Source organism: Candidatus Pseudothioglobus sp. Uisw_050_01 (genome assembly GCF_048085775.1).
Taxonomy (GTDB): Bacteria; Pseudomonadota; Gammaproteobacteria; order PS1; family Pseudothioglobaceae; genus Pseudothioglobus.
In genome coordinates this window covers 1,033,024-1,051,552 of record NZ_CP159804.1, presented here as the reverse complement: position 1 = coordinate 1,051,552, position 18,529 = coordinate 1,033,024, and the positions used below count along the sequence as shown (strand labels likewise).

At 36.5% G+C, this 18,529-nt stretch carries 18 protein-coding genes; 13 read left to right on the top strand and 5 right to left on the bottom strand.

The genetic code is table 11. The features are described 5' to 3' along the window. Positions 1–2 precede the first annotated feature (2 nt). From hflK to rnr, 5 genes are read left to right on the top strand one after another with little or no spacing between them, the layout of a single operon-like run. Positions 3–1,136, top strand: coding sequence for an FtsH protease activity modulator HflK (gene hflK, locus ABXT51_RS05275; protein WP_416696301.1), 1,134 nt, complete (start codon positions 3–5; stop codon positions 1,134–1,136). Then, complete coding sequence (gene hflC, locus ABXT51_RS05270) at positions 1,136–1,993, top strand: protease modulator HflC (protein ID WP_416694221.1); 858 nt, start codon at positions 1,136–1,138, stop codon at positions 1,991–1,993. Before hflK ends, hflC begins: the two co-directional genes overlap by 1 nt. 9 nt (positions 1,994–2,002) lie before the next feature. Next, positions 2,003–3,130 carry an ATP phosphoribosyltransferase regulatory subunit gene (locus ABXT51_RS05265; protein WP_416694219.1) on the top strand — a complete coding sequence of 376 codons (1,128 nt, stop codon included), beginning with the start codon at positions 2,003–2,005 and terminating at the stop codon, positions 3,128–3,130. 1 nt (position 3,131) lies between these two features. Next, complete coding sequence (locus ABXT51_RS05260) at positions 3,132–4,448, top strand: adenylosuccinate synthase (RefSeq protein WP_416694217.1); 1,317 nt, start codon at positions 3,132–3,134, stop codon at positions 4,446–4,448. Between the two features lie 39 nt (positions 4,449–4,487). Continuing rightward, positions 4,488–6,602 carry a ribonuclease R gene (gene rnr / locus ABXT51_RS05255; RefSeq protein WP_416694215.1) on the top strand — a complete coding sequence of 705 codons (2,115 nt, stop codon included), beginning with the start codon at positions 4,488–4,490 and terminating at the stop codon, positions 6,600–6,602. 7 nt (positions 6,603–6,609) lie between these two features. Here the strand turns inward: rnr and ilvD are convergent, their stop codons facing one another. Further along, a complete protein-coding gene (ilvD, locus tag ABXT51_RS05250; RefSeq protein ID WP_271557038.1) occupies positions 6,610–8,274 on the bottom strand; it encodes a dihydroxy-acid dehydratase in 1,665 nt (554 codons plus the stop codon). A 74-nt stretch (positions 8,275–8,348) separates the two neighbouring features. Here ilvD and ABXT51_RS05245 point away from each other — a divergent pair, with 74 nt between their 5' ends. Both ABXT51_RS05245 and rnt read left to right on the top strand, forming a co-directional pair. Continuing rightward, positions 8,349–8,771: a GNAT family N-acetyltransferase gene (locus ABXT51_RS05245; protein WP_416694213.1), complete on the top strand. Its 423-nt coding sequence runs from the start codon at positions 8,349–8,351 to the stop codon at positions 8,769–8,771. A gap of 38 nt (positions 8,772–8,809) precedes the next feature. After that, positions 8,810–9,400 (top strand): ribonuclease T, encoded by a 591-nt coding sequence (gene rnt / locus ABXT51_RS05240; protein ID WP_416694211.1) that lies wholly within the window; start codon positions 8,810–8,812, stop codon positions 9,398–9,400. On the opposite strand, the gene ABXT51_RS05235 is transcribed toward rnt, so the two are convergent. Together ABXT51_RS05235 and ABXT51_RS05230 are read right to left on the bottom strand one after the other, a co-directional pair. Then, on the bottom strand, positions 9,397–9,897 hold the full coding sequence (locus tag ABXT51_RS05235; protein ID WP_416694209.1) for a hypothetical protein: 501 nt from the start codon (positions 9,895–9,897) through the stop codon (positions 9,397–9,399). The two genes, rnt and ABXT51_RS05235, sit on opposite strands and share 4 nt — an antisense overlap. 16 nt (positions 9,898–9,913) lie before the next feature. Next, positions 9,914–10,618 (bottom strand): lysophospholipid acyltransferase family protein, encoded by a 705-nt coding sequence (locus ABXT51_RS05230; protein ID WP_416694208.1) that lies wholly within the window; start codon positions 10,616–10,618, stop codon positions 9,914–9,916. Between the two features lie 124 nt (positions 10,619–10,742). Here ABXT51_RS05230 and ABXT51_RS05225 point away from each other — a divergent pair, with 124 nt between their 5' ends. Both ABXT51_RS05225 and ABXT51_RS05220 read left to right on the top strand, forming a co-directional pair. Next, complete coding sequence (locus ABXT51_RS05225; protein WP_416694206.1) at positions 10,743–11,882, top strand: DNA recombination protein RmuC; 1,140 nt, start codon at positions 10,743–10,745, stop codon at positions 11,880–11,882. Next, the gene (locus ABXT51_RS05220; RefSeq protein ID WP_416694204.1) at positions 11,879–12,628 is read left to right on the top strand and encodes an SDR family NAD(P)-dependent oxidoreductase; all 750 of its coding nucleotides are present in this window, start codon (positions 11,879–11,881) and stop codon (positions 12,626–12,628) included. The genes ABXT51_RS05225 and ABXT51_RS05220 overlap by 4 nt, the downstream gene beginning before the upstream one ends. A gap of 2 nt (positions 12,629–12,630) precedes the next feature. Here ABXT51_RS05220 and ABXT51_RS05215 read toward each other — a convergent pair whose 3' ends face one another. Then, positions 12,631–13,431, bottom strand: a complete 801-nt coding sequence (locus tag ABXT51_RS05215; protein WP_416677134.1) for an inositol monophosphatase family protein — start codon at positions 13,429–13,431, stop codon at positions 12,631–12,633. Between the two features lie 5 nt (positions 13,432–13,436). Between ABXT51_RS05215 and ABXT51_RS05210 the strand changes: the two genes are divergently transcribed. Continuing rightward, entirely contained in the window at positions 13,437–14,195 is a 759-nt protein-coding gene (locus ABXT51_RS05210) for an RNA methyltransferase (RefSeq protein WP_416694202.1), read from the top strand. Between the two features lie 57 nt (positions 14,196–14,252). On the opposite strand, the gene htpG is transcribed toward ABXT51_RS05210, so the two are convergent. Continuing rightward, positions 14,253–16,109, bottom strand: a complete 1,857-nt coding sequence (htpG, locus tag ABXT51_RS05205) for a molecular chaperone HtpG (protein WP_416694200.1) — start codon at positions 16,107–16,109, stop codon at positions 14,253–14,255. 37 nt (positions 16,110–16,146) lie between these two features. Here htpG and xerA point away from each other — a divergent pair, with 37 nt between their 5' ends. From xerA to hemF, 3 genes are read left to right on the top strand one after another with little or no spacing between them, the layout of a single operon-like run. After that, positions 16,147–17,061 (top strand): site-specific tyrosine recombinase/integron integrase, encoded by a 915-nt coding sequence (xerA, locus tag ABXT51_RS05200; RefSeq protein WP_416694198.1) that lies wholly within the window; start codon positions 16,147–16,149, stop codon positions 17,059–17,061. Next, positions 17,058–17,609 carry an L-threonylcarbamoyladenylate synthase gene (locus ABXT51_RS05195; protein WP_416694196.1) on the top strand — a complete coding sequence of 184 codons (552 nt, stop codon included), beginning with the start codon at positions 17,058–17,060 and terminating at the stop codon, positions 17,607–17,609. Before xerA ends, ABXT51_RS05195 begins: the two co-directional genes overlap by 4 nt. Then, positions 17,606–18,514 carry an oxygen-dependent coproporphyrinogen oxidase gene (gene hemF, locus ABXT51_RS05190; protein ID WP_416694194.1) on the top strand — a complete coding sequence of 303 codons (909 nt, stop codon included), beginning with the start codon at positions 17,606–17,608 and terminating at the stop codon, positions 18,512–18,514. The genes ABXT51_RS05195 and hemF overlap by 4 nt, the downstream gene beginning before the upstream one ends. The last annotated feature ends 15 nt before the right edge of the window (positions 18,515–18,529 follow it).

Sequence of the window (18,529 nt, the reverse complement as noted above, 5' to 3'; positions counted from 1 at the left end):
CAATGGCTTGGAATGATAATAATAATCAAACTCCTCCAGAGCTTGATGAGGTTATTAAGGATTTTAAAAATAAATTTAACTCTACATTTGGTGGTAAATCATCAGGGAGCTCTGGTGCGTCTAAGGCTGCAAAAGGAAGTTTTAAATACATATTTATTCTAGCGTTTGTTGTATGGATGGCAACTGGTATTTATATCATTGATCCAGCTGAAAGAGGCGTTGTTTTGCGTTTTGGCGCTTTTCAAACTTCAACTACCCAGGGTCCTCACTGGCATATTCCTTACCCTGTTGAGTCAGTTTATAAAGTTAATGTTGAGCAAGTTCGCTCTGCAGAAATTGGTTTTAGAAACGCTCAAAATTCATATAGTAGTGGAGTAAGTTCAGAGTCATTAATGCTTACTCGTGATGAGAACATGGTTGATGTTAAGCTTGCAGTTCAATATAAAATTGCAAACGCTCAAGATTACTTATTTAATGTTTCGAATCCAGAGCTGACTTTAAGTCATGTCGTTCAAAGTATTATTAGGCAAGTTGTTGGTGATAATACAATGGACTTCGTTTTAACTACTGGTCGTGATCAGGTTGCGCAAGAGGTTAAAACAGCTTCTCAGGCACTCATTAATGATTATGGACTTGGTATACAGATTACAGCTGTAACTATGCAGGATGCTCAGCCACCAGTTCAACTTAAAGCTGCCTTTGATGATGTTGTAAAGGCGAGGGAAGATGAGCAGAGATATATTAATGAAGCTCGGGCTTATGCAAATGATATTGTCCCTAAGGCTCGTGGTGCAAGTCAGAGGCTTCTCGCAGAGGCTGAAGCCTATAAATCAGAAGTGGTTTCTAAGTCAGAGGGTGAGGCTTATCGTTTTAGTCAGATCTTAACCGAGTATACAAAGGCTCCTGGTGTTACTAGGGAGAGGCTATATAGAGAGACTCTAGAGGATGTTCTAAGTAATACGAACAAAGTTATTGTAGATTCAAACTCTAATTCTCTTATGTATCTGCCAATTGATCAGTTAATTAACTCTAATAGGGTTTCAAGATCAGGTTCAAATACAAGTACAAGTACTTATAATCAAACCCCATCGGGTCAAAGTGATGAAAGTGTATTACGCTCAAGGGAGAACAGATAATGAATAGAATTATTATAGTAGTAGCTGTATTGTTAGCAATCTTAATAAGCTCAAGTTTGTATACTGTTAATGAAACGCAAGTAGCAATTAAACTAAGGCTGGGAGAAATTGTTTCAGTTGAAAATAAACCAGGTCTAAAGTTTAAAACTCCTTTTGTAAATAACGTTGTTACATTTGATCAGCGCATTCAGACATTAGATGCTCAAGCAGAATCATTTTTGACTGTTGAAAAGAAAAATTTAACGGTTGACTCTTATGTTAAGTGGCGAATTGTTGATACAGAAAAGTTTTATATATCAACGGGTGGTGCGATGTCATCGGCAAACTTAAGGCTTGCTCAAAATAATCAGGATGCTCTTAGAAGTGAATTTTCTAAGCGAACTATTATTGAAGTTGTTTCCTCTCAGCGTGATGCAATTATGGCAAGTGTGAAAAGCAAGCTTAAGGCAATTGCTGAAGATGAGTTTGGTATTGAGGTTATAGACGTTCGTATTAAACGAATTGAGCTTGCTCAGGAAGTTAGAAATTCAGTCTATAGTCGAATGGAGACAGAAAGAAAAAGTATTGCCAATAAATTCCGCTCAGAAGGTGCTGAAGAAGCTGAAAAAATCCAGGCTTTTGCAGATAAAGAAAGAACAATTATCCTGGCAAATGCCTATAGAGATTCTGAAAAGATTCGAGGAAATGGAGATGCAATCTCAGCAAGTAATTATGCGGAAGCTTACAGTCAAGATGTTGATTTTTATTCTTTTTATCGCTCTTTGGAGTCATATAAAAAGTCTTTTAATCAGCAAGGCGATATCTTAATACTTAGTCCTGATTCAGAGTTTTTCCGCTACTTTAACCCTTCAAACTAAACAAGGGTTGTGAGTAATTGGCAATTACCTGAGGGCATAGATGAGCTCACTGGTGATCAGGCAATCACTTTCGAACAAAGTAGAAGGGGTTTATTAGATCTATATCAAAGTTGGGGGTACGAAGTTGTTGTGCCTCCAATGATAGAGTTTGCAGAGACGTTAGTATTAAACTCCAAGTCAATTGATGAGAAGACGTTTAAATTTCTTGATTCGATTTCTGGAAAAATGCTGGGTGTTCACTCTGACATAACTCCTCAAATAGCAAGGATAGACTCTAAGCGTGTTAAATCTGAGCGTGTAGACCGGTATTGCTATATAAATGCAATATTACAAACTAAGGCTGATGACTTTTATGCTTCTAGGTCTCCAATTCAAGCTGGAGCAGAGCTTTATGGGTTTAAAGGAATAGATGCTGACATAGAAATCATTACCCTAATGATTGAGTCATTGACGCTTTTGGGACTTGATGGGGTAACTCTTAGTCTAGGAAATACTTCAATATTTAACGCCCTTTGTGACTCTGCAAATCTTAATCTTAAAGATTCAACAAAACTAAGAGATATTTTTAGGCGAAAGTCAATCCCAGATTTAAATAACTTTCTTAAAAATAATCAAATTCAAGATGGCGATAAGTTTAAAGCATTAATTTCTTTGGATGGATCTGAAGCTGTTCTAGATAATGCAAATTCAGTATTTAAAGGCATTCCATCGGCTTTAAGTGCGATTGATGACCTTAGAAAGCTCCATGGTTTTTTTAAAGACCGTAATATTAAGTTAATGTTTGACCTTGGTGAAGTTAAGGCTTATGAATATCATGATGGAGTTGTATTTGCAGCATATCATGATAGCTTCTCTAAGGCTTTAGCCCAAGGAGGAAGATACAGCGGCTTAACAAAATCTTTTGGCTCTTCAAGAGATGCAACAGGATTTTCTTTTGATCTTAAGTTTCTAGTTCAGCAGCAATTAAAAACAGTAAAAAAACAAAAAACATTGGTTGCGCCAAACTCTAATGATTCACAATTATCACTCTTAATTAATGAGCTTCGATCAAAGGGACATAATATTAAAGTAGATTTGACAGGATCAGATGATGTTGATTTTGTAAATAAAAATAATGAATGGAAGCTAAAGGAATAATATGGGTAAGAATGTAGTAATCATTGGGACTCAATGGGGTGATGAGGGTAAAGGAAAAATAGTTGATCTTATTACAGATAAAGTAAGCTCTGTTGTTCGTTTCCAGGGAGGCCATAATGCTGGCCATACTTTAGTTATAGATGGTAAGAAGACTGTATTGCATCTAATCCCTTCTGGAATTCTTAGAAGCAGTGTTAATTGTTTTATAGGTCATGGGGTTGTTCTTTCAATGACTGCGCTTTTAAAAGAAATGAATGAGCTCGAAGAGTCAGGGGTTGAAGTTAAATCTCGACTAAAGATAAGCCCAGGATGCCCATTAATTCTCCCATACCATATTGAGCTTGACAATGCGCGTGAGACTCGCAGAGGAAAAGCAGCAATTGGAACGACTGGAAATGGAATTGGACCGGCTTATGAAGACAAAGTTGCCAGAAGAGGACTAAGAGTTGGTGACCTTTTGGACGAAGAGTTTTTTGCAGAAAATCTTAAAGAGGTAGTTGATTATCACAACTTTAGTTTGCAAAATTACTATAAGCAGCCAGCAGTAGATTATAAAAAAACTTTAGAGCAAGCGTTAAGTCAAGCTAAGATCGTTAAATCAATGATAATCGACGTTGCTGACGAACTGCATAAACAAATGGCAAATGATGAAAATATCCTATTTGAGGGGGCTCAAGGAGCACTTCTAGATATTGATCAAGGAACCTATCCATTTGTAACCTCTTCCAACACTACTTCTGGAGGAGCTGTAACTGGTTCTGGTGTTGGTGTGCGTGATATTGATTATGTTTTAGGCATTGTAAAAGCCTATACCACTCGAGTTGGAGGTGGTCCATTCCCAACCGAGCTTGATTATGATGTGAATACCGATGAGGGCGACCCAATTGGAAGAGAGCTTTGTTCTAGAGGGCATGAATTTGGCGCCACTACCGGTCGTCAAAGGCGATGTGGCTGGCTTGATTTAGTTATCTTAAATCGATCCTTTAAACTAAATGCTGTAAGCGGAATATGCCTGACAAAGCTAGACGTTATGGATGAATTAGATTTAATAAAAATATGTATTGCTTATGAGATTGATGGTCAAACAACCACTATCCCTCCATTTTCAGCTGAAGGCTATAGTGCGGCAACTCCTGTATACATAGAGATGCCAGGATGGAAGTGCTCTACAATTGGAACTCATTCGTTTGATGACTTGCCTCAAGAGGCGAAAAACTATATACGAAAAATAGAAGAGCTAAGCCAGATTCCAGTTCATATCTTGTCAACAGGTCCTGATAGGGAGGAAACTCTAATTCTAAAGAATCCTTTTGATTAGTTCTAAACGTTTCTAAGCTTACTTTATACTAAGCACATTATGTCAGACCCTCACTATGATCGTGAAGCGGAAAAATATGAGAGCCCGATTCCATCTCGCGAGCATATTTTAAGTTTTATTCAGCAAAAACCCAAAACCAAGAGCCAGCTTTTTGAGCTTCTTTCATTAGAAGATGAACAAAAAAAGGCTTTTGAAAGGCGTTTAAGGGCAATGGTTCGAGACAAACAACTCAGCTGTAATAAGAATGGAGTGTATCGACCATACTCTAATAGAGGCCTAATAACTGGAACTGTCATTGCCAATCCTAAGGGATTTGGCTTCGTTGCTTTAGATAAGGGTGGAAAAGATCTTAGACTTTCAAATCAACAAATGAAGTTGGTTTTTCATGGTGATAAGATTAAAGTTAGGCTTCTTAATCAGAGACTAGATGCTGAAGTTATTGAAGTCATCGAAACAGCTAAAAATCTTGTTGGAAGGCTCCATCTTGATGATGGTGATTACTATGTTGTTGTCGATGATAGACGAATTAAGCATAACATTGATATTGTGGAGCTGATGGAGGGCTGCTCTGATAATCAAGTAGTAGTTGTTGAAATACTCTCTTCCCCAACACTAGATAGCAACGCTACTGGAAAAATTACCTCAATCCTTGGAAATTATTTAGACGAAGGCGTCGAAGTAGATTCTGCGATCTATCGTCATCAAATTCCCTCTGTCTTTGGACAAATAGCCCTTGAAGAGGCATCTAAACTTCCAACTAAAGTACTCCCAAAAGATAAGAAAGACAGGGCGGATATAACAAGGTTAGAGCTCATAACAATTGATGGAGACGACTCCAGAGATTTTGATGATGCTGTTTATGCCAAACCATCCAAAAATGGCTGGAAACTAATTGTTGCGATTGCTGATGTCTCTTACTACGTTAAGGAAGAGTCTGAGTTAGATATTGAGTCTTTAGAGCGAGGGAATTCAGTTTATTTCCCGCATAGGGTTGTGCCAATGCTTCCTGAAGCTATATCAAATGGCCTTTGCTCGCTTAATCCTAAAGTTGAAAGGCTTTGTATGGTGTGTGAGATGGAAATTGATTCATTGGGAGAGTTCTTAGACTATAAATTTTATCCAGCTGTTATGCTATCTCATGCTCGCCTTACCTATGGGCAGGTCAATGAAATGCTTGAGGATAAAAAGAGTCCTTTAAGAAAAGAGTATAGCAATGTAGTTGAAAATGTAGACTATCTATATAGCCTTTACAAAACGCTTCGAATTTCTAGGCAAAAAAGAGGCGTAATGGACTTTGATCGAATTGAAAGTCAAATATTATTTGATGGTAAAGGCAAGATTAAAGACATTGTTGCTAGAAAAAGAAATGATGCCCATAAGTTAATTGAAGAATGTATGTTGATGGCAAATCAGGCGACTGCAAAATTCCTACAGAAAAAAAATGAAGACTTCTTATTCAGAGTTCATCCTAAGCCTACAGCTGAAAAAGTTGAGGTCACTAAAAAGTTTTTATCTGCGGTTGGTTTGACTTTAGAAGGTGGTCATCAACCAGAATCCAAAGATTTTGCCAAGGTATTAAAAAATGCGCACGGAAGGGATGATGAGAACATTATCAAAACTGTGGTGCTTCGTACAATGAAGCAGGCTACCTATACTCCGAATAATGAGGGCCACTTTGGTTTAGCTTTTGAGGATTACACTCACTTTACCTCTCCAATTCGAAGGTATCCAGACCTTCTAGTTCATCGGGCTATAAAGCGCGCTTTATCAGGTAAAGTTAGAGATCCATCAGCTAGAATGTTAGAGCTAGGGGCCCACCTATCAATGACCGAAAGGCGCGCAGATGATGCATCAAGAGATGTTGAGCAGTGGCTCAAATGTGAATATATGAGTGACAAGGTGGGCGATAACTTTAATGGCGTTATTTCTGGTGTTGCAGGTTTTGGCCTTTTTGTAGAGCTTTCTGACGTATTTGTTGAAGGCTTAATTTCAGTTCGTGACTTAAGGGATGACTACTTTATTTTTGATGATATTCATCATCAATTAAAGGGGGAAAGGAATGGAAAAATTTATCGCTTAGGCGACATGATTAAAGTGAAGATTGCTTCAGTAAACCTTGATGATAGAAAAATTGACTTTATTCCAGTCAATTAAACCTTAGTTATTCAGTTATTGCGCCTCTTGAGGCCGACTGAGCAAGTTTCGCATACTTCGCTAATACACCTTTAGTATATTTTGGAGCTGGCTTTACCCACTTTGAGAGTCTGTCTTCAATGACTGAGTCGTCAACAAGAAGTTCGAGGCGATTATTTTCAGCATCAATCAATATTTCATCGCCATCTTCAATAATTGCAAGAGCTCCTCCAACAAAAGCCTCAGGAGTTATATGACCCACTACAAAGCCATGAGTTCCACCTGAAAACCTTCCATCAGTTATCAGAGCAACTTTTCCGCCCAATCCTTTGCCCATAACTGCTGAGGTAGGCGCTAACATCTCACGCATTCCCGGGCCACCTTTTGGGCCTTCATAACGAATTACAATGACGTCACCTTCTACAATCTTATCTTTTAAAACTGCCTGAAGAGCGTCTTCTTCACAAGCAAAAGTTTTGGCACTTCCTTGAAACTTCAGGCCTTCTTTACCAGTAATTTTAGCAACTGCACCGTCAAGAGCAAGATTGCCTCTTAAAATTCTTAAGTGGGAATCTTTTTTGATTGGATTCTCTAATGACATAATGATTTCTTGACCATCAGCATAAGGCTTAACATCTTTCAAGTTTTCAGCTAAGGTCTTGCCAGTTACTGTTATGCAGTTACCATGAAGCATTCCTGCATCTAATAGCATCTTCATTAAGGGTAGAGTGCCTCCTATCTGTACAAGCTCACTCATCATATATTTGCCTGAAGGCTTAAGATCAGCAAGAACAGGCACATTAGCACCAATTCGGGTGAAATCATCAATTGTTAGGTCAACATTAATGGCATCAGCCATAGCAATTAAATGAAGCACTGCGTTGGTTGAGCCACCAAGGGTGATGATTAAAGTAATTGCATTTTCAAATGCCTCTTTAGTCATAATATCACTTGGTTTAATATCTTTATCTAATAGATTTAATACAGCTTCACCAGCTCTTGATGAGTCACTATTCTTATCAGCTGATATTGCATCTTGAGATGAAGAGTTAGGAAGGCTCATTCCTAGGGCTTCAATAGCTGATGCCATTGTGTTTGCAGTGTACATTCCGCCGCAAGAACCAGGTCCTGGAATCGCAGTTGATTCAATTTGCTCAAGCTCAATATCAGTAATATCATTATTTGCTCTCTTACCGACAGCTTCAAAAACACTAACAACATCGGTATGATTTTTACCAGGCTGAATAGTCCCTCCATAAACAAAGACTGAAGGTCGATTGAGTCTAGCAAGGCCCATAAGGCATCCAGGCATATTTTTATCACAACCACCAATGGCAACAACTCCATCAAATCCTTGGCAAGCAACTACAGTTTCAATCGAATCAGCAATAACCTCTCTAGAGACTAGGGAATACTTCATTCCTTCTGAGCCCATTGAAATACCATCCGAAATTGTGATTGTATTAAATATTACAGCTTTTCCACCCGCAGAATTGACGCCAATTTCAGCTTCGTCAGCTAAATCATTGATATGCATATTGCAGGGAGTAACCATGGACCAGGTTGATGCAATTCCTACTTGAGGTTTTTTGAAATCTTCTTTTTTAAAGCCTACTGGATAGAGCATCGCTCTAGATGCGGCGCGTTCATAACCATCGACTACAGCTGAGGAGTATTTTCTTGAGTTTGACATCTGTTTTAAATTAGCAAAAAATACAAATTTTAGACTAAAATAGTGCGGTTCTATGGGCAATTTAAGGTTAGAAGTTGAGTAAAGCTAAACAAATTATTGAATTAATGCAGCCTTTCGTTGATGAGGGTAGATTGTTAGAAAGAAGTTATGAAAGCATTAATAATGAAATAGAAAACTTTATATCTATTGAAAGTGATGGTGAAATTATTGCTTGTGCAGCCCTAAAGCTTTATGAAAAAGAAAATATGGGTGAAATTTATGGATTAGTAGTTAATAAAGATTTTCACAATACTGAGGCCTCGTCAAATTTAATGGACTTACTAATTCAAAAAGCCTTGAGTCATAATTTATCTTCTATTTTTGCTCTATCAAAGTTTGGAGGTAGGTTCTTTTTTAGGCATGACTTTATTGAGAGTGATATCAGTTCCCTCCCTTTGATTCGACAAAAGAGTTATGATTATCAAAGAAATTCAATTATCTACCTAAGAAATTTTTAAGATTTGACTACTTACTTTTTTTGAGCAACAAATAATTAATGACACTTAAAGATAGAATTCGTGGATATCTTCCAGTTGTAATAGACGTTGAGACTGCCGGCTTTAACGAAAATACAGATGCTTTACTAGAAATCTGTGCAATAATTTTAGGCTTTGATGATAACGGTAACTTCTTTCCCAAAAAGACACTACACTTTCATGTAGAGCCATTCAAGGGGGCTAATATTGAGCCTTCAGCCTTGAAGTTTAATGGAATTGATATCAATAATCCATTTAGACTCGCAGTGCCTGAAAAGGAGGCGCTTAGTGAAATTTTTAAGTGTGTTAGTGATGATTTAGTTATAGAGGGGTGCACCCGGGCAATACTAGTAGGTCACAATGCATTTTTTGATCTTGGGTTTGTGAAAGCTGCTACAAATCGCTCTAAACTTAAGAACCCATTTCATCAATTTTCAACTCTTGATACTGTTAGTTTGTCTGCTCTTTACTGCGGTGAGACTGTTCTTGCAAAAGCAGCTGTGAAGTGCGGAATCGAATGGGATAACGAGCAAGCACATTCAGCGCTTTATGATACTAAAAAGACTTCAGAGCTATTTTGTAAAATTTTTAATTCCCAGCCCTTGCTTTAAGCTTTGATTTCTCTCAAATATTTATAATCCATTGCCCATTTAATAAACTCACCTGTATTAATTTTGTTGCCTCTAAATCTTTCTCTTAAAAGGTGATTTTCTACTCTTTGAAAAAATATTAAACTCAAATAGTTTTCCTTAAGCCCCCCAACTTCATTTAATTCTGTTTTATATAAGTTAGGCTCTAAAGAGCCAGCAAGAGTTGGATTAATTCCAAGTAGAATTAATAGACACTCATTAAAGTTTAAATGATTTTTTTCAGTTAAAAAACTGTGCCATTCAGACCTAGTTTTAAACTGCTTATCAGAAACATTTGGCGATTTAAAGTCTAAAATATTATCTGAAAGAATTTCTTTAACTGACTTTTTATCATTTAAATTAACTTTATATAGATTTTTATTGTTATCAAATAGCAGTAAATCATAAAGTCTCTTCACTTCAACTTTAATGTTTTCAGCAGTTCTTTCATGAAAAATTTTATAGGTAATTTCACTCATATTATCAAGGTGCTAGTTATTCAAAAGTTTTTTCTTGCTCTAAGGTCCAATCTCTAATTTTTTCGGTTATCTCAGATGCTGATAAGTTTAAATCTGAAATGGGCTCTCCAATAACGACAGTTATTACACCAGGCTTCTTAATAAAAGCTCCTTTAGGCCATAGATTTCCAGCATTATGGTAGACAGGAACTATTTTATATCCAGATTTTTTTGCAATAGCAGAGCCACCATTTTGATACTCTCCTAATTGTTTACAAGGTTGGCGAGTTCCCTCCGGAAAGATAACAATGGAGATTCCTTTATTTAATCTATCAGTGCCTTGCTTGATAACTTTTTTAATTGCTTTAAGTTTATCACCTCGATTAATAATAATTGGCTTAAGAAGAGCTAGGCTCCAACCAAATATTGGAAGCCATAAAAGCTCCTTCTTTAAGACCCATGTGTGAGCTGGAAAGATGGTCTGGAAAGCTAGAGTTTCCCAAGTTGACTGGTGATTAGAGATAATTACGCAAGGTGATTTATTTACATTCTCTTGGCCAATAATATTCGTTGTGATATTTAGAGTTATTTTTAGCCACCAGATGCAAAAAATAGCCCACTGTGAGAGAAATTTATGTCGTGTAGAGTAGTTTGCAAAAACCAAAAATAATCCACATAAAGTGATCAAAATTAAACTAATAATTGAGCCAACAAAGTACAATAGTGATCTTAAAAGTAACATAGGATATAGTAGGTCTTAGCGTTATAATTCTATATAAAATTTTACTAACATTGCAAACATTAGGTTTATGTTTTTCTGAAAGTAAAAAAAACTTTTAATTTTTTTTTCATATTAGTAGGATTTTATGGACATTTTGATCGTATTAATTTCTTTATTGTTTGGTGCTTTCATAAGCTATTTTATTCTTAATAAAAAGCTGACTGCTTCAAATCAAAAAAATATTCAACTTGAGACCACGCTTAATGAAAAAGAAAAAAATTATTTGGAAAAATTACAGCTTGTTGAGCAACTTAAGAGTCAAGTTAATAGTGAATTTAAAAATATTGCATCTGAAATACTAAAGACTGACCGTGACAAGCTTAAGGTTGATAACTCTGATCTCCTAAATCCTCTTCAGACCCAGCTTAAAAGTTTTAGAGAAAGAATTGAAACTATAACTAAAGAGCAGGTTGAAGAAAGAACGTCTCTCAAAGAGCAAATTAAGTCATTACATGAAGCAAACATTGAAACGCGTCAATCTGCTCAAAACCTAACAAATGCATTGACCTATGATAATAAACAGCAAGGTGATTGGGGCGAAGAAATTTTAAACTCTCTCTTGTTAAGCTATGGATTTCGAGAGGGTGTTGAGTTTGACCTTCAAAAACAATATAAAAATGAAATGGGTGAAAGGTTTAAGCCTGATGTGATTCTCCATTTGCCTGAAGGAAAGGATGTTGTTATTGATTCAAAAGTTTCCCTTAAGGATTATGCGGATTATATTGCAGATCAAGCTAATGAGGCCGCCTTAAAAAAACACATTGCTTCAATTGAGAGCCAAATTAAGAATATTAGCATTAAAGAGTATGAAAATCTTGAGGGAGTTAAAAGTCTTGATTTTATATTTGTTTTTATTCCTATAGAAGGAGCTTTATTATTGGCTCTTCAGTACAGACCTAACTTGTTTGATGACGCATTAAAGAAAAATATTATGCTTGTCTCACCTTCAATGCTTAGTATGAGCCTGAAGACAGTGAATTTTATGTGGCAAACAGATAAACAAAACAAAAACGCAGATGAGATTGCCAGGCAGGCAGGAAAAATGTACGATAAGCTTGCTGGATTTTTTAATGACTTGGACAAGATTGAAAATCAATTAGACAAGACTAAGGAAGGCTTTTCCGACGTTCGTAAAAAACTTCAAACTGGTCCAGGTAATCTAATTGGCCGCGCTGAGAAGTTAAAAGCACTCGGAGTTAAATCGAACAAGGAAATTAATGAATGATTGTATCTAGAGATCATATTTTTAAAGACGGTGAGCTTAAAGATAAAGTTATTTTAGTTACAGGTGCTAATAGGGGCTTTGGCCTAGCGATTACTATGGACCTTTCTAAAGCTGGTGCTACTGTTATTATGCTTGGAAGAGACTTAGGCTCCCTTGAGTATGCTTATGACGCTGTTGTGGATTCTGGTTACAATGAACCTATACTTTACCCACTAGATCTTGAAGGGGCTACTCCTGAGAATTATCAAGAGCTCCAAGACAATGTTTTAGAGAAATTTGATAAGCTTGATGGGTTGATTCATAATGCTGCAATACTTGGAGCGCAAATGCCAATCGAGCAGTATGATATCAAGCTTTGGTACTCTACGCTCCAGATTAACCTGAGCGCTCCATTTATGCTAACTCAATTTTTAATACCTGCGCTAGTAAAGTCTGAGGATGCTAGAATTCTTTTCTTGTCTTCTTCTGTTGGAAGGGAGGCTAGAGCTTATTGGGGTGCTTATAGTGTAAGTAAGTTTGGAATAGAAGGCTTTGCTAAGACCCTCTCTGAGGAGCTTGAAAAAACTAACATTAGTGTTAATACTGTTGACCCTGGGAAACTAAGAACTGAAATGAGAAGAACAGCCTACCCAGCAGAGGACTCGTCAACTGTTCCAATGCCAGAGGAGAAGAGCGCTGCAATCGTTTATTTACTATCTAACTTGAGTCCAAAAATGAATGGTGAGCAATTAACGATAGCTGATTAGAGTTATCGCTGTAGGTCTTCGGTTAGGTGGGGGTGAATTTTTTTTAGAAGCTCTTTATAGACCTCTGCATTTCCCGCAACTATATTTCCAGTTTCCATGTATTGGTCTCTTCCAGAGAAATCTCCAATAAAACCGCCTGCCTCTTTAACCATAAGGGAACCTGCAGCTATATCCCATGAGTTAAGACCAATTTCCCAAAACCCATCCAGCCTTCCAGCTGCAAGATAAGCTAAATCTAGAGCAGCGGCTCCAGCTCTGCGAATTCCAGAAACATGAGGATGAATTGCTTTAAAAGTCTCAAGATAACAGTCTAAGTGTTGAGGCTGCTTAAATGGGAAGCCAGTTCCAATAAGAGTATCTTTAAGCCCAAGAGACATAGTAACCCGCATTCTCTCATCATTTAAATAAGCACCTTCGCCTTTAGATGAAGTAAAGAGTTCCTCTTTAAATGGATCATAAATGACCGCATGCGTTGTAACTCCTTTTTCTAAAAGGGCAATTGACACTGCATATTGCGGAAAGCCATGTAAAAAGTTAGTCGTTCCATCTAATGGATCTATTATCCAAAGAAAATTATCATCACCAAGAGTTTTTCCGCTCTCTTCAGCCAAAATAGAATGTTTTGGGAAGGCTTTTTTAATCTCGTTTATAATGGCTTTTTCAGCCGTTTTATCAACCTCAGAAACGAAGTCATTAAGTGACTTATTTTCTATAGTTAGTAAATCGACCTGGTTATGGTACCTTAAGATAACATCACCAGCTGCTCTGGCAGCTCTAACTGCAATATTAACGGTAGGATGCATGGTAAATGAGCCAAATAAATAAAGAATCGAATTATACCTTGACGAGTTTTAATAAAGTGAGGATTGTTATGGTGAATACCACTGAGCCAGGTAATATTGGCGCGGCGGCTAGAGCTATGAAAAATATGCTTTTAACTCAGTTATATCTAGTAACACCCTCTAATTATCCCTCCGCTGTTGCAACCGCAAGAGCAAGTGGAGCAGATGACGTTCTTTCAAATGCAAAAGTATGCAGTACTTTAGAGGAAGCTTTGATTGGAGTGCATCTTGTTATTGGTGCTAGTGCGCGCCAAAGAAATATTAAATGGAGGCAGCTAGATGTCATTGAAGCGTGTAGTGAAATTCAATCAACAGTTGCTTCAAATGAGCAAGAAGTTGCAGTTGTTTTTGGCACTGAAAATTCTGGCCTTACAAATGAAGAACTAGATTTATGTTCTATCTTAATGACAATTCCTGGGAACCCCAAGTACTTTTCATTAAATGTTGCATCTGCGATTCAAGTTTTTGCTTATCAGAACTACGTCAGCACTGTAGAAGGTAAGTTTGATAATTCAGGTGGTGAAATTGTCAGCTTTGATGAATTAAATAGCTTTTATAATCATCTGGAGCAGGCGCTCGAGCACATTGATTACTTTGATACAAAAAAACCAAAAGTTCTCTTGATGAGGCGGCTTCGAAGGCTTTTTGGTAGAAGTAGTCTTGAAAAAGAAGAGATGGCAATATTAAGAGGTATTCTTAATAAAATTAATCCTTATAAGTCTTGATTTATAGCAAAAAAAAAGCCCGAAAAATCGGGCTTTTTTTTGACTTAGATTATTCTATCAACCTAACATTAGTTTGTTCATTCTTTTTACAAACTCAGCAGGCTCTTTTATTTGTCCGCCTTCACTAAGAACAGCTTGATCAAATAATACTTTCACTAGATCTTCATCAACTTTTGTTTTAAGTTTAATGACAAGTGGATGATCAGGATTTATCTCAAGAATAGGCTTGGTATCAGGAATGTCCTGACCTAAAGACTTCATGATTCGCTCCATGTTTCCGCCTAACTCATTTTCATCGGCAACTAGGCATGAAGGCGACTCACTTAGTCGACTTGAAACCTTAACCTCTTTGGCCTGATTGCTGAGGATTTCTTGAGCTTTAGTAATAACACTTTCAAAATCTTTCACTGTTTTTTCTTTCTTTTTCTTGTCTTCTTTTGAATCAAGATCTTCAAGGTCACCTTTTGCAATTGATTTAAGTGATAGCTCTTCAAAGTCTCCAAAGTTAGCGACTAACCACTCATCAACTCTATCTGATAGTAATAGAACCTCAATATCTTTTTGTTTAAAAATTTCTAGATGAGGAGAGCCTTTGGCTGCAGCATATGTGTCTGCAGTGACATAATAAATATTTTTTTGTCCCTCTTTCATTCGGCCAATATAGTCTTTAAGAGAAATTGTTTGATCTGAACTGTCAGCGGATGTTGAGGTAAACCTTAAAAGATTTGAAATTTTGTCTTTGTTTGCAAAGTCTTCTACAACGCCTTCTTTAATAACCATTCCAAACTCTTTCCAGAATGTGGCATAGTCTTCAGGTTTATTTTTAGACATTTTATCGAGCTCAGACAGAATTCTTTTTACCGATGCTTTTTTAATTGTATCAACTACTTTACTGCCCTGAAGGATCTCTCTAGAGACGTTTAATGAAAGGTCTGCGGTATCTATTACACCTTTTATAAATCGAAGGTACTGAGGGAGCAATTCTTCATTTCCTTCCATTATAAAAACTCTTTTAGCGTAAAGCTTTACGCCACTTTTTCTTTTAGGTTCCCACATGTCAAATGGAGCTTTTTTAGGAATATATAAGAGTGATGAATAATCAAGTTTTCCTTCAACTCTATTATGTATTTGAGTCAATGGCCCTTCAAAGTCATACGTTAAGGCTTTGTAAAATTCATCATAATCAGCTTGAGAGAGTTCTTTCTTATCTTTCATCCAAAATGCAGTCGCTTCATTTATTTTTTCGTATTCAATCACATCTTTATCTTCTTCTGAAGGCTTGAGCATCATAATAGGGACAGTAATATGATCAGAGTATTTTGATATGACACCTCGAATTCGAAAGTCATCAATAAATTCTTTTTCAGCTTTTTTAACATCAAGAATAATTGTTGTGCCATAGTCCTCTAGCTCAACAGTTTCAATGGAGTAATCTCCCTTACCTTTTGAAATCCACTTTGTTCCACTTGCCTTATCATCACCAGCTTTTCTGCTCAGAAGAGTAACTGTATTAGAAACAATAAAAGCGGAGTAGAATCCAACACCAAATTGACCAATTAAATTAGAATCTTGGGTTTGATTTTTATCAAGACCCTCTAAGTATTTTTTGGTTCCAGAGTTAGCGATTGTTCCAATATTTTCCATGACCTCGTCATGAGTCATTCCTATTCCATTATCTTTAATAGTAATAGTTCCCGCATCTTTATCAATATCAATATGGATACTTGGCTCTTCTTTTGCCTCAATAAGTTTGTCATTTGATAAAGATTCGAATTTCAGCTTATCTATTGCATCTGATGCATTTGAGACAAGTTCTCTTAGAAAAATCTCTTTATTGGAATAAAGAGAGTGAATCATTAGGTCAAGTAGCTGAGATACTTCAGTTTGAAATTCATGTGTTTGTTTTTGACTCATTGAAAATCCTTAATCGTTTAACGTAAAATGTAAAGATATGGCCAATCAGGAAAAAAACAAGTATCAAGATGAAATATTAATTAAACAAATTGAAGAATTTGTAGCTCATTTAAGCGTTGAAAAAAATTATGCACTAAATACTGTTTCAGCATATAAGAGAGATCTATTGAAGTTTTTATCTTTTTTAGGTAATAAAAATATCTCTGATTGGGCAGAAGTAGATGGCGATACAGTTAATTTATTTGTGATGGGTTTAAGGCATGGTGATATTTCAAATAAATCCATTAGGCGCTACTTATCTTCAATACGAGTTTTTTATAATTACCTTATTGATAACGAAGCAGCCTCTTCAAATCCAGCCTTATCTATTCAAACTCCTAAAATCGATCGAGCCCTTCCAAAAACTATTGATTTTGATGATTTGAGTAGAATGATGAATTTAAAGGCAGGCCATTTCAAAGAACTTAGAGCAGTCCTGATGATTGAATTACTATATTCATGCGGCCTGAGAGTTTCTGAACTTGTTGGGATTGATGTGCTTGATTTTGATCTCAATGAGGGTTTTGTTAAAGTTACGGGTAAAGGAAGTAAAGCTCGTTTCTCTCCGATAGGAGCGTCAGCAATAAGTGTGCTTAAAAAGTACATAGAGAAAAGACCCGATTGCAATTCTGATGCGTTATTTTTAAATCAGAAGCGCCTTAGAATGAGCGCTAGATCTGTTCAAAATATTATTAAAAAAAGGGCGCTTGAAGTGGGCATTTCAATTAATGTACACCCGCATATGCTTAGGCATGCAGCGGCTACTCACTTCCTTCAGTCTAGTCATGATCTTCGAGCGGTTCAAGAATTTCTAGGACATAAGAGCATTAAAAGTACTCAGGTTTATACGCACCTAGATTTTTTAGAATTATCAAAGGTTTATGATGAGTTTCATCCTAGAGCAAAAAAATGAAAATAACTACAAAAACCCAATTAGCTCTTAATCATCTTCGCACTGGCGTTATAGCTCATCCAACAGATACTATATACGGATTAGCTTGTATGGCAAATAACCCAGAAGCAATTAAAACATTAGCTGGTTTGAAGCATAGAGATATTAAAAAAGGCTTTATATTATTAGCCTCTGATATAAATTACTTATTGCCCTATATTGATTCAAACCTAGATATTGATTTATTAACAAAACTTTCTACTCCGACAGAAATTGCAACAACTTATTTGGTGCCAAAATCAAAAAATACTTCACGCCTTATAACTGGAGAGCATGAGTTTTTAGCAGTTCGAATTACCTCTAACCCTTTAATTTCATATTTTTGTGAAAATACGGGCTCTGCATTAATTTCCACAAGTGCTAATACTCAAGGTGGAAAGGTTGCCGCCTCTTTAATAGAGCTTAAAAAGTATTTTGGTAATGAGCTTTCTTACGCTTTACCCCCAAATAAGTATAATTCTGAGCCTTCAAGGATTGTTAATTTATTAACAGGCGTGCGTCATCGATGATAGATTTAGTAAAAAAGTATTTGATTGAGCTCCAGCAATCTATTTGCTCTGAAGTTGAGTTGATTGAAGGTGGAGCTAAATTTGCTCAAGATAGCTGGACACGGGATGATAAAAGAGGTTCAGGCCTAACTAATATTCTTTCAAATGGCAATATATTTGAAAAAGGTGGCATTAATTATTCAATAATTACTGGTGATAAAATGCCAAAATCTGCCACTGCACTAAGGCCTGAGCTTGAAGGAAGGAAATATACAGCTCTGGGGGTTTCACTGGTTCTTCATCCCGAAAATCCTTTTATTCCAACGGCGCATGCTAACGTTCGATTCTTTATTGCAGAAGAGCAAGGAAAGAATCCAATTTGGTGGTTTGGTGGCGGCTTTGATTTAACCCCTTGTTATGGATTCGAAGAAGATGCGGTTCATTGGCACCAAACTGCTAAGAAAGCTTGCATGCCTTTTGGAGAAGATGTTTATCCAAAATATAAAAAATGGTGTGATGATTATTTTTACTTAGGTCATCGAGATGAGCAACGCGGCATTGGCGGGTTGTTTTTTGATGATTTTAATAGCGGCAGTTTTGATGAATGTTTTGACTTCATGAAAAGTGTTGGCAATCATTTTAGTGAGGCTTATTTACCCATCATCAGAAAGAGAATGGGTACCCCATATAATGAGAGTGAGAAAGACTTCCAATTGTATCGACGTGGTCGATACGTAGAATTTAACTTGATACATGATAGAGGGACATTATTTGGCTTGCAGAGTGGCGGCAGGACTGAGTCAATTTTAATGTCCTTGCCACCAACAGTTAAGTGGTCTTACCAATTTAAAACTAAACCTAATAGCGAAGAAGAAAAGTTAACCAGTTATTTTTTAAAACCTAGGGATTGGGTTTCATTAAAGTAAACTTAAGTTGAATAT

What these genes read in the sequence shown, in the direction of transcription:
- ABXT51_RS05225 (WP_416694206.1), top strand. Translation starts at nt 10,743, where the DNA reads ATGGACATTTTGATCGTATTAATTTCTTTATTGTTTGGTGCTTTCATA.
- ilvD (WP_271557038.1), bottom strand. Translation starts at nt 8,274, where the DNA reads ATGTCAAACTCAAGAAAATACTCCTCAGCTGTAGTCGATGGTTATGAA.
- hflC (WP_416694221.1), top strand. Translation starts at nt 1,136, where the DNA reads ATGAATAGAATTATTATAGTAGTAGCTGTATTGTTAGCAATCTTAATA.
- ABXT51_RS05210 (WP_416694202.1), top strand. Translation starts at nt 13,437, where the DNA reads ATGAGCCAAATAAATAAAGAATCGAATTATACCTTGACGAGTTTTAAT.
- ABXT51_RS05215 (WP_416677134.1), bottom strand. Translation starts at nt 13,431, where the DNA reads ATGCATCCTACCGTTAATATTGCAGTTAGAGCTGCCAGAGCAGCTGGT.
- rnr (WP_416694215.1), top strand. Translation starts at nt 4,488, where the DNA reads ATGTCAGACCCTCACTATGATCGTGAAGCGGAAAAATATGAGAGCCCG.
- ABXT51_RS05230 (WP_416694208.1), bottom strand. Translation starts at nt 10,618, where the DNA reads ATGTTACTTTTAAGATCACTATTGTACTTTGTTGGCTCAATTATTAGT.
- htpG (WP_416694200.1), bottom strand. Translation starts at nt 16,109, where the DNA reads ATGAGTCAAAAACAAACACATGAATTTCAAACTGAAGTATCTCAGCTA.
- xerA (WP_416694198.1), top strand. Translation starts at nt 16,147, where the DNA reads ATGGCCAATCAGGAAAAAAACAAGTATCAAGATGAAATATTAATTAAA.
- ABXT51_RS05195 (WP_416694196.1), top strand. Translation starts at nt 17,058, where the DNA reads ATGAAAATAACTACAAAAACCCAATTAGCTCTTAATCATCTTCGCACT.
- rnt (WP_416694211.1), top strand. Translation starts at nt 8,810, where the DNA reads ATGACACTTAAAGATAGAATTCGTGGATATCTTCCAGTTGTAATAGAC.
- hemF (WP_416694194.1), top strand. Translation starts at nt 17,606, where the DNA reads ATGATAGATTTAGTAAAAAAGTATTTGATTGAGCTCCAGCAATCTATT.
- hflK (WP_416696301.1), top strand. Translation starts at nt 3, where the DNA reads ATGGCTTGGAATGATAATAATAATCAAACTCCTCCAGAGCTTGATGAG.
- ABXT51_RS05220 (WP_416694204.1), top strand. Translation starts at nt 11,879, where the DNA reads ATGATTGTATCTAGAGATCATATTTTTAAAGACGGTGAGCTTAAAGAT.
- ABXT51_RS05235 (WP_416694209.1), bottom strand. Translation starts at nt 9,897, where the DNA reads ATGAGTGAAATTACCTATAAAATTTTTCATGAAAGAACTGCTGAAAAC.
- ABXT51_RS05260 (WP_416694217.1), top strand. Translation starts at nt 3,132, where the DNA reads ATGGGTAAGAATGTAGTAATCATTGGGACTCAATGGGGTGATGAGGGT.